This window comes from Paraburkholderia sp. EG286A (assembly GCF_040965375.1).
GTDB lineage: Bacteria > Pseudomonadota > Gammaproteobacteria > Burkholderiales > Burkholderiaceae > Paraburkholderia.
In genome coordinates this window covers 1,421,928-1,436,032 of record NZ_JBFRCB010000001.1, presented here as the reverse complement: position 1 = coordinate 1,436,032, position 14,105 = coordinate 1,421,928, and the positions used below count along the sequence as shown (strand labels likewise).

Sequence of the window (14,105 nt, the reverse complement as noted above, 5' to 3'; positions counted from 1 at the left end):
AATCGAGAAGGAAACCCGCACCATGAACCAGCCGAACCCCGAACGCTTCTTCGTCTACGTCGCGAATTCGAAAGACGGCGACATTGGCGTGTTTCATCTCGATGCGCGTAACGGTGCGCTCACGCCGCAAGCGCGCGTGGCCGCGCAGGACAATGTGATGCCGATGGCGCTCTCGCCCGATCGCCGCCGCCTGTACGCGGCCACGCGAGGCGCGGACAAGCGCATCAACGACTACGCCATCGACGCGCAAAGCGGCAGTCTCGCGCCGCGCGTGCAGACGCCGATCGAATCGAGCCTCGCGTATCTGTGTGCCGAGCCGCAGGGGCGTTTCCTGCTGGGCGCCTCGTACGGCGAGCATCGCGTGAGCCTGTATGGCGCGAACGATCTCGAGAGCGGTAATGGCGCGCCGCTGCAGGTGATCGGCGAGATCGAGCACGCGCACGCCGTGATCGTTTCCGCCGACGGGCGCTTCGCCTATGCGTCGTCGCTCGGCAGCGACCGCGTGTTTGTTTTCGCGCTGGAAGACGCGGGGCGCCTCGTCGAGATCGGTGCGGTCGATCTCGGCGCGGGCTTCGGTCCGCGGCATCTGCGCTTTTCGCCCAGCGGCGACGTGTTGTACGTGCTGAGCGAATTCCGCGCGACGGTGGCGGTGTTCGCGCGCGACGCCGCCACGGGCAAGCTCACGGCGCTGCACGTCTCGCCGCGCGCGCCGGTGCTCGCGCATCTGAACGACGGCTTTGCGCGCCCGAGCCCCACGGACCCCGTGCAGCCCGATCCCGCTGTGCTCGCGAAGCTCGTCTGGGCCGCGGATATCCATGTCTCGCCCGATGGGCGCTTCGTCTACGTGTCCGAGCGCACGACGAGCCAGATTCTCACGCTGCGCGTGTCTCAAGACGGCGCGCTCGAATACGTCGGCGCGACCGCGACGGAAACACAGCCGCGCGGTTTTCGCATCGACCCGACGGGCCGTTTTCTCGTGGCGTGCGGAGAAAAATCGCAACACGTGTCGGTCTACGCGATCGATGCGGCGAGCGGCGCGCTCACAGCCGTCTCACGCGGCGAGGGCGGCCACGGCGCGAACTGGGTGGAGATCGTCGCCGCCAACGCTTGACCGCATCAATTCAAGGTTTCGATTGTCAGGGCGCAGCGCGCCGCACTTTTACAGGTAATCCGTTCATGTCTACACAAACCGTTCAAGCGAACGCCACGCCCGTTGTGACCGAGTTGCGCGTCGTGCCCGTGGCGGGCCGCGACAGCATGCTGCTGAACCTCTCCGGCGCGCACGGTCCGTTCTTCACGCGCAACGTCGTGCTGCTGCGCGACAGCGCGGGCAACACCGGCATCGGCGAAGTGCCGGGCGGCGAGGCGATCCGCAAGACGCTCGACGACGCGCGCGCGTTCGTGGTCGGCCAGTCCATCGGCAACATGCAGTCGGTGCTCAACACCGTGCGCAAGCAGTTCGCCGATCGCGACTCGGGCGGCCGCGGCCTGCAGACCTTCGACCTGCGCACCACGATTCACGCGGTCACGGCGCTCGAAGCCGCGTTGCTCGACCTGCTCGGCCAGCATCTGAACGTGCCAGTCGCCGCGCTGCTCGGCGAAGGCCAGCAGCGCAGCGAAGTGGAGATGCTCGGCTACCTGTTCTTCATTGGCGATCGCAACAAGACCGATCTCGCCTACGCGAGCGGCGCCGATGGCCGCGACGACTGGGAGCGCCTGCGCACCGAAGAGGCGATGACGCCGGAAGCCGTCGTGCGCCTGGCCGAAGCCGCGCAAGCGCGCTACGGCTTCAACGACTTCAAGCTCAAGGGCGGCGTGCTGGCGGGCGATGCGGAAATGGAAGCGGTCACGGCGCTGGCCGAGCGCTTCCCCGAAGCGCGCGTGACGCTCGACCCGAACGGCGCGTGGTCGCTCGCGGAAGCCATCCGCCTGTGCCGCGACAAGCACGACGTGCTCGCCTACGCGGAAGACCCGTGCGGCGCCGAGAACGGCTATTCGGGCCGCGAAGTGATGGCGGAATTCCGCCGTGCCACCGGCCTGCCCACGGCCACCAACATGATCGCGACCGACTGGCGCCAGATGGGCCACGCGATTCAACTGCAGAGCGTGGACATTCCGCTCGCGGACCCGCACTTCTGGACCATGCAGGGCTCGGTGCGCGTGGCGCAGATGTGCAACGACTGGGGCCTCACGTGGGGCTCGCACTCGAACAACCACTTCGACATTTCGCTCGCGATGTTCACGCATGCGGCCGCCGCGGCGCCCGGCAAGATCACGGCGATCGACACGCACTGGATCTGGCAGGACGGCCAGCGCCTCACGCGCGAGCCGCTGCAGATCGTGGGCGGCAAGGTGCAGGTGCCGCACAAGCCGGGCCTCGGCATCGAGATCGACATGGGCGAGCTGGAAAAGGCCCACGCGCTCTACCAGGAGCACGGCCTCGGCGCGCGCGACGACGCGATCGCCATGCAATACCTCATTCCCAACTGGAAATTCGACAACAAGCGTCCGTGCCTCGTGCGCTGAACGCCGTCTTCGACTGAACACCTTTACTGACTTCGCAACAGGATCAAGACCATGACCACGCCGCAAGAACTCAAGCAAATCGTCTCCGAAGGCCTGCTTTCGTTCCCCGTGACCGACTTCGACGCGCAAGGCAACTTCCGCGCGAGCACCTACGCCGAGCGCCTCGAATGGCTGGCCCCGTACGGCGCGAGCGCGCTGTTCGCGGCGGGCGGCACGGGCGAATTCTTCTCGCTCACGAAGAGCGAATACTCGCAGGTCATCAAGACGGCCACCGAAACCTGCAAGGGCAAGGTGCCGATTCTCGCGGGCGCCGGCGGCGCGACGCGCGTGGCCATCGAGTACGCGCAGGAAGCCGAACGCAACGGCGCGCAAGGCATTCTGCTGATGCCGCACTACCTCACGGAAGCGTCGCAGGAAGGCATTGCCGCGCACGTGGAGCAGGTCTGCAAGGCGGTGCCGAAGATGGGCGTGATCGTCTACAACCGCGCCAATTCGAAGCTGAACGCCGACATGCTCGAGCAGCTCGCGGACCGCTGCGAGAACCTCATCGGCTTCAAGGACGGCGTGGGCGAGATCGAGGCGATGGTGACGATCCGCCGCCGTCTTGGCGACCGCTTCTCGTACCTGGGCGGCCTGCCCACGGCCGAAGTCTACGCAGCGGCGTACAAGGCGCTGGGCGTGCCCGTGTATTCGTCGGCGGTGTTCAACTTCATTCCGAAGACGGCCATGCAGTTCTACCGCGCGATTGCCGCCGACGACCACGCGACGGTGGGCAAGCTCATCGACGAATTCTTCCTGCCTTACCTCGCCATTCGCAATCGCCGCGCGGGCTACGCGGTGAGCATCGTGAAGGCGGGCGCGAAGCTCGTGGGCCGCGACGCGGGCCCGGTGCGCGCGCCGCTCACCGACCTCACGCCAGAGGAAGTGGCGCAGCTCGACGTGCTGATCAAGAAGCTCGGCGCGCAGTAACGCGTTCGGTGTTCACGCCATGCTCGCGCCCGCCGGCGTGCGCGGCATGGCTGCTTGCGACAGGGCCCTTGCGGCCCTGTTTGCTTATGAAGGGCGTGGGTGGCCGGTCAGGCGTTGTCGCCGAACAGGTCCAGATTGGCTCGCTCGCGCTTTTTGCCTTCATTGCCTTCGGCCTTGCGGACGCGGCGCGCGGTCTTTTCGCGGCGCGGCTTGCCGAACACCTCGTCGGGCGTGAAGCCGAATTCAGCGATTGCCGCGCGCACGTTGGCCAGCGCCTCGTGCGCCGCTTCGGCGCGCGCCGCTTCGATGCGCTCGTCGAGTTCGCGCTTCTGGGCGAGCAATTCGCGGTAGGTAGCCATCGATGATTCTTGTCGAGTGAAAACGAGGCGCTGATTTTACGCGTTGTGCGGGCTTCGCGTGCGCTTTACACCGCAATTTCCGGCATCGGAGTCAGAGATACGCGGCGAGCAGCGCCACCACGACGCCCGATAACCCCATCAGCAAGGCCGCGAGCCACAGCGACCCGCGCGCGGGCGCGCGCACCGAGGCAGGCAGGCGCTTTTTGCCGCTCACCATCGGGCCGACCAGATTGTGGCCTTTGACGAGCGCATAGACGGCAATCGCGCACACGTGCAGCACGACCGCGGCCGCGAGCAGATCCCAGCCCCACGCGTGCAGGCCGGCGATCGCATTGGCGATTTTGGCGGGCACGATTTCGCTGAGCGGGCCTTCGTCGGCGATGTCGTTGTTGTCGTAGAGACCGGTGAGCGTCTCGACCAGCAGCAGCGCGAGCAGCAGCAGAACCATCCAGCCGCCGGCCGCGTTGTGGCCCACCTGGACGTCGGGTTCGCGCCGCAGCAAATGGCGCAGATGTTCGATTGCCTTGCGCGGCGAAGCGACGAAGCGCGAGAAGCGCGCGGTCTCGCTGCCGAAGCAGCCCCACAGGATGCGAAACAGCACGAGCGCGAGCAGCGTCTCGCCGAGGCGCACGTGCATCTGCATCCAGTTCATGCGCTGCGTGACGTAAGCAGCCGCCACGAGCACGACGGTCAGCCAGTGAAAGAGGCGCGTGGGCAAGTCCCAGACGGGCACGCGGCGCTCGGGTTGCTCGGGGCGGTGGCGGGTTGCGGAGGTCGTGGAGTTCATGATTCGAGGCGGGCGGCCGGGCGTGGCGCTCAAGGCCATCATAGGCCAGGAACGCGCACGCCATGTGTGGCGCAATATACGCACCTGCGCTGCCCCAGCGCCTGCGTGGCGTCGCGCGGCGACTTCGGCGATACTTGCCGCTCGCCTTACATCCCTTGCAAGCCGATTCCGCAGATGGAAAAGAACCGACTCGAAGCATTCAGCGATGGCGTGCTCGCCATCATCATCACCATCATGGTGCTGGAACTCAAGGTGCCGCACGGCGACGATCTCGCTGCGCTCGCGCCGCTGTGGCCGGTCTATCTGAGCTACGTGTTGAGCTTCATCTACGTGGGGATCTACTGGAACAACCATCACCACATGCTGCAGGTGGCGCGCCACGTGAACGGCGCGGTGCTCTGGGCCAACCTGCATCTGCTGTTCTGGCTTTCGCTGCTGCCGTTCACCACGGGCTGGATGGGCGAGAACGAGTTCGGGCGCTGGCCGACCGCGCTCTACGGCGTCAACCTGCTGCTCTGCGCGCTGGCCTACGTCGTGCTGCAATTCACGCTGGTTCGCTATCACGGCACGCAAAGCCCGCTTGCCATCGCGCTGGGCAATGACGTGAAGGGCAAGATTTCGCCGCCGCTGTATCTGGCGGGGTTTGCGCTCGCGGCGTTCGACTATCCTCGCATTGGCGCGATCTTCTACTTCGGCGTGGCGTTGCTCTGGCTCGTGCCCGATCGACGCATGGAGCGGCTCGCCCTCGCGGCCGGCGAGAAGAAGGACGAGTAAACTGCAGCAGGGCCGGCGCGCATGCGGCCGGCCCCTTCGCACATCACATCGTCATCAGCCTGCCAGGTGCTTGCGCTTGGCGAGTTCCTGAGCCTTGGCGTAGTCGGCCTGGATCACGGGCAGACCTTCCGTGGCGGCCTTCTTGAGGCCCGCGTCGCGGCCCGAGGCAATCTCCGCCTGGAATGCCGAGAGCGTCTTCTGCTGGCCGGCCAGCGCGACCTGCTCGATATACGTCTTGTCGAAGTCCGCGCCGCGCAGGTTATTGATGCTGCTGATCACGGCCGCATCCGGGTCGTTGCGCGGCACGTCCACGCCGCGCGGGCTCGCCGCGCGCATCGAGTCGGACAGCTTCGAATAGTCGGCCACCAGTTTTTCGGCAAAAGCCTTCACTTCGCGGTCGGTCGAGCGCGAGTCGGCAATGCGCGCGGCATCGCGCTGCGTGGCGACGGTTTGCGTGCCGTCCGCGATGAAGGCCTTGTCGGCTTCGTGCAGCTTGCCGGGTGCGGCCGAAGTCGAGGCAGAAGCCGCGGTGGGCGCGGGGGTCTGCGCATGGGCGCTCAGCGTCACGGCGCAAAGGCTGGCGGCCGAAGCCGCGATGAGCGAGGCAAGCGAGAGGCGAGTCATGTGAACTCCTTTCTGCGTAGTTGGTATCGATTGCACGCGCAGGGCCTGGTGTCATGCGGCTTTCCGTGCGGCCCTGCGCGGGACCGTTGTGGCGTGGCGCCTTGCTGCTCAACGGTCCGAGGAATTCTATGAAGTCGCTCGCCGTTCAGGTGAAACGATTGCTTCGCTTGTGTAACGGTTGGTAAGAGAGCATGCGGCAGAGATAACGATCCGCGTATTCACATCGACGTCATGCGTTTATGCAAATACGGCGTTTTCCATTCGCGCCAACCGGCGCACAATGTCCCTCGCGCGTGTCGTTGCTGCTACAGCGAAAAGTCCCACGATCTGGGCACGAACGCGGTTCGAGTCTCACGCACTTGCGCATCGGCGCACGCATAAGAACGTAGGCCAACGAGGAGGAGACAGGATGGACGACGAGCTGGTTGCAACCGCATCCACCACACAATCGACTGCCACAGCCGCCACCGCCGCGAATTTTCGCTGGCGCGTGCTGATCTGGCTGCTGTTCGGCGGCATCATCAACTACCTCGATCGCGCGAATCTCGCGATCGCCGCGCCCGGCATGATTCACGACCTCGGCCTCACGCGCACGCAGATCGGCCTGCTGGGCACCGTGTTCGCCTGGACCTACGCCGTGATGCAGCTGCCGGCGGGCTGGATCATCGACCGCTTCGGCGCGAAGCGCGCCTATGCAGTGGGCATGATCTGGTGGAGCGTGGCGACGTGGCTCACCGGCGTGGTCGGCTCGATCTCGGGCCTCATCGTCATGCGCGTGCTGCTCGCCGTGGGCGAGGCGCCATGCTGGCCCACCTCCGCGAAGATCACGGCGGCGTGGTTTCCCGCCAAGGAACGCGGCTTCGCCACCGGCATCTGGGATTCGTCGTCGAAGTGGGGGCCCGCGCTCGCGCCCGCCGTGCTCGTCGCGTTGATGATCGCCTTCGGCTGGCGCTCGCTCTTTCACGTGACGGGCGCCATCGGCATCGTCTTCGCCGTGCTGTTCCTGTTTCTCTATCGCAATCCCGTGCAAAGCAAGCGGCTCACGCGTGAGGAGTTCGCCTATATCGAAGCGGGCGGCGGTGGCCACGAGCGTTCGCTCACCACTGCCCCCATTCGCTGGCGCGCGCTGTTCGCCTCGCGCAGCGTGTGGGGCATGATCTTCGGCTACTTCTGCGCGATCTGGCTGTGGAATATCTTCCTCGTGTTCCTGCCACTCTACCTGCTCGATCGCTTTCATATTTCGTTCGCTCAACTGGGCATCTACGCGAGCATTCCGTGGGTCGGCGGCGCGGCGGGCGAGATCGCCGCGGGCTGGATCGCGAAGAAACTCGTGGATCGCCGCATGGCTTCGCCGATGGTCGCCAAGCGCTTGCTGATCGTGGTGGGTGCAATCGGCGCGGGCGTGTGCGCGGCGGCGCTGCCACTCGCGAGCACGATAGGCGCGAGCGTCACGCTGATGACGTTGGGCCTGGCGTTCATCGCCGCCACCATCGGCAACGCATGGGCGCTCGCGGCCGACATCGCCCCGTCTTCGATGGTCGCATCCGTGAGCGCGATCCAGAACTTCGGCGGCTATTTCGGCGGGGCGTTCTCGCCGGTCGTGGCGGGCTTTATCGTCGACCGCACGGGATCGTATTCGCTGGCGTTCATCATGGGCGGCGCGATTGCGGGCTGCGCGGCGCTGTTCTACTGGTTCATGGCGCGCAGCACGGTGGGCCAGCCGGCGGACGCGGCTTGAGGAGACGCACGTGAACGCCTGCGAACGCTTTCCCTGGCGCGCGCTGTACGACTCGGGCATCGAGCCGAATCCCAGCCAGGACTATACGAACGGTCTCGACATGTTCGCGGCGGCGCTCGCTCGCGCGCCGCAGGAAAGCGCGCTGCTCTACTTCGACGGCAGGCTCGACTGGCAGGCGCTCGACGCGTGGAGCGACCGCATCGCCTGCTTGCTGCTGGACGAAGGCGTGCAGCGCGGCGACCGTGTGGCGCTCTATCTGCAGAACGTGCCGCAGTTCGTGATGGCCTTGCTCGGCATCTGGAAGGCGGGTGCCGTGATGGTCCCGGTCAATCCGATGAACCGCGCGCGCGAACTGAAACTGCTGCTCGACGATTCGCAAACGCGCGTGCTGATTTGCGACACCGCGCTCGAAGGCGAAGTCGTTCGCGAAGTGATGGCGAGCATCGAAGCCGAAGGCAACGCTGCACCGCGCGTATTCGCGACGCGCGCGCGTGCGCTGCAGACACGCGACGATCCACGCGTGTTCGGCGCACCGCGCGAGGAGAGCGGGGCAGGCGAGGGCGGCACACGCGATCTCTTGCAGGCGGCGCAGGCCATGGAACCAGGGCGCAAGCCGCCGCCGGTCGCGCCGGCGGCGAGCGATCCCGCCATGCTCGTCTACACCTCGGGCACGAGCGGCCGCCCGAAGGGCGCGATCTGCACGCACGGCAACTTCGCGTTCAATGCGCAGACGTACCGCGATTTCTGCGGCCTGCGCGAAGGCGGCCCGATACTCGGTGTGGCGCCGCTCTTTCACATTACCGGCCTGGTCGGCCACATTGGCGCGGCGTGGATTGCGTGCGCGCCGCTCATCCTCACGCACCGTTTCGACCCGGCTGCCACGCTCGACGCCATCGAGGAACACCGCGCGGAATTCACGATCGGTGCGATCACGGTGTTCATCGCGCTGCTGCATCACGCCGATGCGACCCGCGAGAAACTCGCGACGCTCGCGAAGATTTATTCGGGTGGCGCGCCCATCGCGCCCAGCGTGGTGGAGGCGTTTCGCGCGAAGTTCGGCCACGTGATCCACGGCGCGTACGGGCTCACCGAAACCAATTCGCCCACGCACATGGTGCCGCTAGAGAGGACAGCGCCCGTCGATCCGCGCAGCGGCGCGCTGGCCATGGGCGTGCCCGTGCCGGGCGCCGAAGCGGCGATCGTCGACGATGACGGTCACATGCTCGCTGCCGGCGAAACGGGCGAGATCGTCTGCCGCGGACCGATGGTCGTGCCCGGCTACTGGAACAACGCGGCGGCGACGGCCGATGCGTTTCGCGGCGGCTGGTTCCATACCGGCGACGTCGGCTTCATGGACGAAGCGGGCTGGTTCTATCTCGTCGACCGCAAGAAGGACATGATCAATGCGGCCGGATACAAGGTCTGGCCGCGCGAAGTGGAAGACGTGCTTTACGGCCATCCCGCCGTGCGCGAAGCGGCCGTGGTGGGCGTGCCCGATCCGTATCGCGGGGAGACCGTGAAAGCCGTGGTGAGCCTGCGTGCGGGCGCGGTGGCCGACGCGGCGGAACTGATCGCGTTCTGCAAGGCGCGTATGGCCGCGTACAAGTACCCGCGCATCGTCGAGTTCCGCGACGAATTACCGAAGACAGCTACGGGGAAGATCTTGCGGCGCGAATTGCGATGATGGTTGCGCGAGCAACTTGACGAGTTCGAAAACCGAGGCGCCCCGAGACTGGCTCGGGGCGCCTCGGCGCCTTATTGCAGCTGGCTGCGCAGCGCCTTGGCGGCAGCGACCATGTTGGTCAGCGCCGGAACCACCTCGGCCCACTGACGCGTCTTCAGACCGCAGTCAGGGTTGACCCACAGGCGTTCTGCCGGAATGCGTTCGGCGGCCTTCTGCATCAGTTGCACGATGTGCGCTTCGGTCGGGATGTTCGGCGAGTGAATGTCGTACACGCCGGGCCCGATTTCGTTCGGATACCTGAAGTCGTCGAACGCATCCAGAAGCTCCATGTCCGAGCGCGAGGTCTCGATCGTGATGACGTCCGCGTCCATATCGGCGATCGATGCGATGATGTCGTTGAACTCCGAATAGCACATGTGCGTGTGGATCTGCGTTTCGTCTTCCACGCCGTTCGCGGTGATGCGGAACGACTCGACGGCCCAGCGCAGATACTCGCCCCACTGCGCGCGGCGCAGCGGCAGACCTTCGCGCAATGCGGCCTCGTCGATCTGGATCACGCCCACGCCGGCCATCTCCAGGTCGAGCACTTCTTCGCGAATGGCGAGCGCGAGCTGGTAGCACGAGACCGAACGCGGCTGGTCGTCACGTACGAAGGACCAGTTGAGGATCGTCACCGGGCCCGTGAGCATGCCCTTCATGGGCTTGTTCGTGAGCGACTGCGCGTAGGTGATCCACTCCACCGTCATCGCCTTCGGGCGGCTGATGTCACCGAACAGAATGGGCGGCTTCACGCAGCGCGAGCCGTACGACTGCACCCAGCCGAACTGGCTGAACGCGTAGCCGTCGAGCTGCTCGCCGAAGTATTCGACCATGTCGTTGCGCTCGGCTTCGCCGTGCACGAGCACGTCGAGACCCAGTTGCTCCTGCTCACGCACGCTGCGCTCGATTTCGGCGCGCATGGCGGCCTGGTAGCCCGCGTCGTCGAGCGCGCCGCTCTTGAACTGGCTGCGCGCCTGGCGGATTTCCGCCGTCTGCGGGAACGAGCCGATCGTGGTGGTCGGGAAGGCGGGCAGCTTCAGGCGTGCGGCCTGCTTCGCGGCGCGCTCGGCGTAAACGTGCTGACGATTGCCGAGCTGCGCGTCGATGCGCGCGATCGCAGCCTTCACGGCGGGGTTGTTCACGCGCGGCGACTGGCGGCGCGCCTGAATGGCGGCGGTGTTCGCCGCGAGTTCGGCCGCAACCTTGTCGCGACCGGCATTCAGCGCCGTGGCGAGCACCTTCACTTCGTCGAGCTTTTGCAGCGCGAACGCGAGCCACGAACGGATTTCGGCGTCGAGCTTCTCTTCGCTCGCGAGATCCACCGGCACGTGCAGCAGCGAGCACGACGGCGCGATCCAGAGGCGCTCGCCCAGTTGCTTCGCGAGCGGCTCGAGCCAGTCGAGCGTGGCGTTCAGATCCGTCTTCCAGATGTTGCGGCCGTTGATCGCGCCCACCGAAAGCACGCTCTGTGCAGGCAGCTTTTGCGCGGCCAGCGCGACTTCGGCGCGGGCGTTGATCGCGTCGATATGCAGACCGTCGACAGGCAGCGAGCACGCGAGGTCGAGATTGTCCTGCAACTGGCCGAAGTAGGTGGCCAGCAGCAGCTTGACGCTACGAAGCTCGAAGCCTTCATAGGCCGTCGCAAACGCGGCGCGCCAGGCCGGATCGAGCTCGGTCACGAGAATCGGCTCGTCGATCTGCACCCATTCGACGTCCATCACGCGGAAGTAGTCGAGCAGCGCGCGATACACGGGCATGATGCGCGGCAGCAGCGCCAGTTTGTCCGAGTCGTCCTTGGCCTTGCCGAGCCACAGGTACGTGAGCGGCCCGATGATCACCGGCTTGGCTTTCACGCCCAGTTCGCGGGCTTCGCGCAGTTGCTCGGAAAGACGCGCGGTGTCGAGGTTGAACTGCGTATCGGCCGTGAATTCGGGGACGATGTAGTGATAGTTCGTGTCGAACCACTTCGTCATTTCGCCGGCCGCGACACCGCCGCAGCAAGCGGCATGGTCCTCGGCGCCCGCTGCCGAGCGGCCGCGCGCCACGCGGAAGGAGTTGTCGAGCTTGTCGCCATGGAAGCCCTGCACGCGCTCGGGCAAGTTGCCGAGCGTGAAGCTCATGTCGAGCACCTGGTCGTAGAACGCGAAGTCGCCGGCCGGCACGAGGTCGAGATCCTTCTGGTTTTCCCAGTGGCGCGCGCGCAGTTGCACGCCGAGCGCCTTCAGTTCGTCGCGCGAGGATTCGCCCTTCCAGTAGCGCTCCAGACCGAATTTGAGTTCGCGTTTCGCGCCGATGCGCGGAAAGCCGAGATTGTGCGTGGTGACCATGTGCGGTGCCGTCCGAAATGAGAGTGCTGAAAACGATCCAGAGTGGCAGCGATGATAGAGGTATCCGAGGATGAAGAAAAATGGCATTATTTCATCCATCCATTAGTTTCTTTCATCTGTCGCCAGCCTGGCGCGGGGTTGCCCTTTTCTATGCTCGAACGCGTTCACCTCGTCATCGTCCGCGAAGTCGCCCGCCAGGGCTCGCTTACCGCAGCGGCGGAAGCGCTTTTCCTCACGCAGTCGGCGTTGAGCCATACGGTCAAGAAGATCGAGCAGCAACTCGGCACGCAAATCTGGGACCGCGAGGGGCGCAGCCTGCGGCTGACGCAGGCCGGGCAATATCTGCTCTCGCTGGCCGAACGGCTCCTGCCCCAGTTCGAACTCGCGGAGGAGCGCATGAAGCAGTACGCCGCGGGCGAGCGCGGCACGCTGCGCATCGGCATGGAATGCGCTCCGTGCTACCAGTGGCTGCTCAAGGTGGTTTCGCCGTATCTGGCGCGCTGGCCCGATGTCGACGTGGACGTGAAGCAGCGTTTTCAGTTTGGCGGCATCGGCGCGTTGATCGGCTATGACATCGACGTGCTGGTCACGCCCGATCCGCTCAACCGGCCCGGGCTGCGTTTCGATCCGGTGTTCGACTACGAGCAGGTGCTGGTGGTCGCGGAAGGCCATCCGCTCGCGAACGCGCGCTACGTGAAGCCCGAGCAGCTCGTCGACGAAACGCTCATCACGTATCCCGTGGATACCGACCGGCTCGATATCTACAACCAGTTTCTGCGGCCCGCGAGCATCACGCCGCGCCGTCACAAGACGATCGAAACGACCGACATCATGCTGCAGATGGTCGCGAGCCAGCGCGGCGTGGCCGCGTTGCCGCGCTGGCTCGCGGAAGAATACGCAGACCGCATGCCGCTCGCGATCGTGAAGCTCGGCAAGCGGGGCATCGCGAAGCAGATCTTTCTCGGCACGCGCGAAGGCGACGCCGTGGTCGACTACCTCAAATCGTTTGTCGAATTCGCACGCGACCCAGTCTGGCAACAGCCCCGTGTGCGCGGCTGACACCGCGCGGCGCACGCGAGGTGGCGCCAATGGATTACGTTTTGAAAATGAAAGGAACGCCGCGCAAGTTCGTATATTGATCGTTCAATTAACTTAAAGCCGCTGTTCAGGGGGCTTCTCGGGAATCGCTTGTCGCTTCTGCGCAATTGCTCGTCGCAATTGCTACGTTAGTCCGGTTTTTGCCGGACAACCATGTGTCATGTGCCTTCATGACCCTGCGACGCAGTTCGATTCCTGAGGAGATGACGATGTGCCGATTCCCCCTGCTTAAGACAGGCGCGCTCGCGTGCGCCGCCATCCTCTGCACCGGCGCCTACGCGGCCGATCCCGCCGCGTGCAAGGACGTGCGCTTCGCCGACGTGGGCTGGACCGATATCGCGGCGACCACGGGCGTGGCGTCGACGATCCTCGGCGCGCTCGGCTATGCGCCGACCAAGACGATCGCCTCGGTGCCGATCACGTTCGCAGGGCTCAAGAGCAAGCAGATCGACGTGTTCCTCGGCTACTGGTCGCCGACCATGGACCCGATCATCGAGCCGTTCACGAAGTCGGGTTCGATCAAGGTGCTCTCGACGCCCAATCTCACGGGCGCGAAATACACGCTCGCCGTTCCCGATTACGTCTACCAGGGCGGCCTCAAATCGTTTCAGGACATCGCCAGATACGCGGACAAGCTCCAGGGCCGCATCTACGGCATCGAACCCGGCAACGACGGCAACGCGCTGATCCAGAAGATGATCGGCGCGAACCAGTACGGGCTCGGCAAATTCAAGCTGGTCGAATCGAGCGAGGCGGGGATGCTCGTGCAAGTGAACCGCGCCGTGCGCGAGAAGCAATGGATCGTGTTCCTCGGCTGGGAGCCGCATCCCATGAACGTGCAGATGAAGATCGACTATCTCTCCGGCGGCGATGCGGTGTTCGGGCCTGACTATGGCGCGGCGCGCGTGCTGACCGCGGAACCGCCCGACTATGCCGCGCGCTGCCCGAACGTGGCGAAGTTCGTCTCCAACCTCCAGTTCACGACCGCCATCGAGAACCATTTGATGGTGCCGATCGCCAACAAGGAGGACCCCAACAAGGCCGCCGCCGACTGGCTGCGCAGCAACCCGCAGGTGCTCGACAACTGGCTCGCCGGCGTGACCACGCTCGACGGCAAGCCGGGCCTGCCCGCCGTGCGCGCCTCGCTGGGCGTGCACTGACGTGCCGTTGTCCGCGGCGA

Annotated in this window: 11 protein-coding genes and 1 pseudogene; 8 read left to right on the top strand and 4 right to left on the bottom strand. The window is 65.6% G+C overall.

Features of this window, described 5'->3' with window-relative positions; genetic code table 11:
• Nucleotides 1-22 precede the first annotated feature (22 nt).
• From AB4Y35_RS06370 to kdgD, 3 genes are all read left to right on the top strand, one after another.
• Nucleotides 23-1,111 (top strand): lactonase family protein, encoded by a 1,089-nt coding sequence (locus AB4Y35_RS06370; RefSeq protein ID WP_368703766.1) that lies wholly within the window; start codon nt 23-25, stop codon nt 1,109-1,111.
• A 65-nt stretch (nt 1,112-1,176) separates the two neighbouring features.
• Nucleotides 1,177-2,526 carry a glucarate dehydratase gene (gudD, locus tag AB4Y35_RS06365; protein ID WP_368703765.1) on the top strand — a complete coding sequence of 450 codons (1,350 nt, stop codon included), beginning with the start codon at nt 1,177-1,179 and terminating at the stop codon, nt 2,524-2,526.
• Between the two features lie 51 nt (nt 2,527-2,577).
• Nucleotides 2,578-3,495 (top strand): 5-dehydro-4-deoxyglucarate dehydratase, encoded by a 918-nt coding sequence (gene kdgD / locus AB4Y35_RS06360; protein ID WP_368703764.1) that lies wholly within the window; start codon nt 2,578-2,580, stop codon nt 3,493-3,495.
• Between the two features lie 107 nt (nt 3,496-3,602).
• On the opposite strand, the gene AB4Y35_RS06355 is transcribed toward kdgD, so the two are convergent.
• Nucleotides 3,603-3,854 carry an H-NS family nucleoid-associated regulatory protein gene (locus tag AB4Y35_RS06355; RefSeq protein ID WP_368703763.1) on the bottom strand — a complete coding sequence of 84 codons (252 nt, stop codon included), beginning with the start codon at nt 3,852-3,854 and terminating at the stop codon, nt 3,603-3,605.
• A 91-nt stretch (nt 3,855-3,945) separates the two neighbouring features.
• On the bottom strand, nt 3,946-4,641 hold the full coding sequence (locus AB4Y35_RS06350) for a cytochrome b/b6 domain-containing protein (protein WP_368703762.1): 696 nt from the start codon (nt 4,639-4,641) through the stop codon (nt 3,946-3,948).
• A 174-nt stretch (nt 4,642-4,815) separates the two neighbouring features.
• Here AB4Y35_RS06350 and AB4Y35_RS06345 point away from each other — a divergent pair, with 174 nt between their 5' ends.
• On the top strand, nt 4,816-5,415 hold the full coding sequence (locus AB4Y35_RS06345) for a TMEM175 family protein (RefSeq protein WP_342923474.1): 600 nt from the start codon (nt 4,816-4,818) through the stop codon (nt 5,413-5,415).
• 54 nt (nt 5,416-5,469) lie between these two features.
• Here the strand turns inward: AB4Y35_RS06345 and AB4Y35_RS06340 are convergent, their stop codons facing one another.
• On the bottom strand, nt 5,470-6,039 hold the full coding sequence (locus AB4Y35_RS06340; protein ID WP_133184567.1) for a DUF4142 domain-containing protein: 570 nt from the start codon (nt 6,037-6,039) through the stop codon (nt 5,470-5,472).
• 409 nt (nt 6,040-6,448) lie between these two features.
• Between AB4Y35_RS06340 and AB4Y35_RS06335 the strand changes: the two genes are divergently transcribed.
• Nucleotides 6,449-7,777, top strand: a complete 1,329-nt coding sequence (locus tag AB4Y35_RS06335) for an MFS transporter (protein ID WP_368703761.1) — start codon at nt 6,449-6,451, stop codon at nt 7,775-7,777.
• 10 nt (nt 7,778-7,787) lie between these two features.
• Complete coding sequence (locus tag AB4Y35_RS06330; RefSeq protein WP_368703760.1) at nt 7,788-9,461, top strand: class I adenylate-forming enzyme family protein; 1,674 nt, start codon at nt 7,788-7,790, stop codon at nt 9,459-9,461.
• A gap of 71 nt (nt 9,462-9,532) precedes the next feature.
• Here AB4Y35_RS06330 and metE read toward each other — a convergent pair whose 3' ends face one another.
• A complete protein-coding gene (gene metE / locus AB4Y35_RS06325; protein WP_368703759.1) occupies nt 9,533-11,827 on the bottom strand; it encodes a 5-methyltetrahydropteroyltriglutamate--homocysteine S-methyltransferase in 2,295 nt (764 codons plus the stop codon).
• Between the two features lie 150 nt (nt 11,828-11,977).
• On the opposite strand from metE, the gene AB4Y35_RS06320 reads away from it, so the two are divergent.
• Together AB4Y35_RS06320 and AB4Y35_RS06315 are read left to right on the top strand one after the other, a co-directional pair.
• Nucleotides 11,978-12,886, top strand: a complete 909-nt coding sequence (locus AB4Y35_RS06320) for a LysR family transcriptional regulator (RefSeq protein WP_368703758.1) — start codon at nt 11,978-11,980, stop codon at nt 12,884-12,886.
• Nucleotides 12,887-13,200: 314 nt separating this feature from the next.
• A pseudogene (locus AB4Y35_RS06315) lies at nt 13,201-14,085 on the top strand (choline ABC transporter substrate-binding protein); the annotation flags it as partial.
• Nucleotides 14,086-14,105 lie beyond the last annotated feature (20 nt).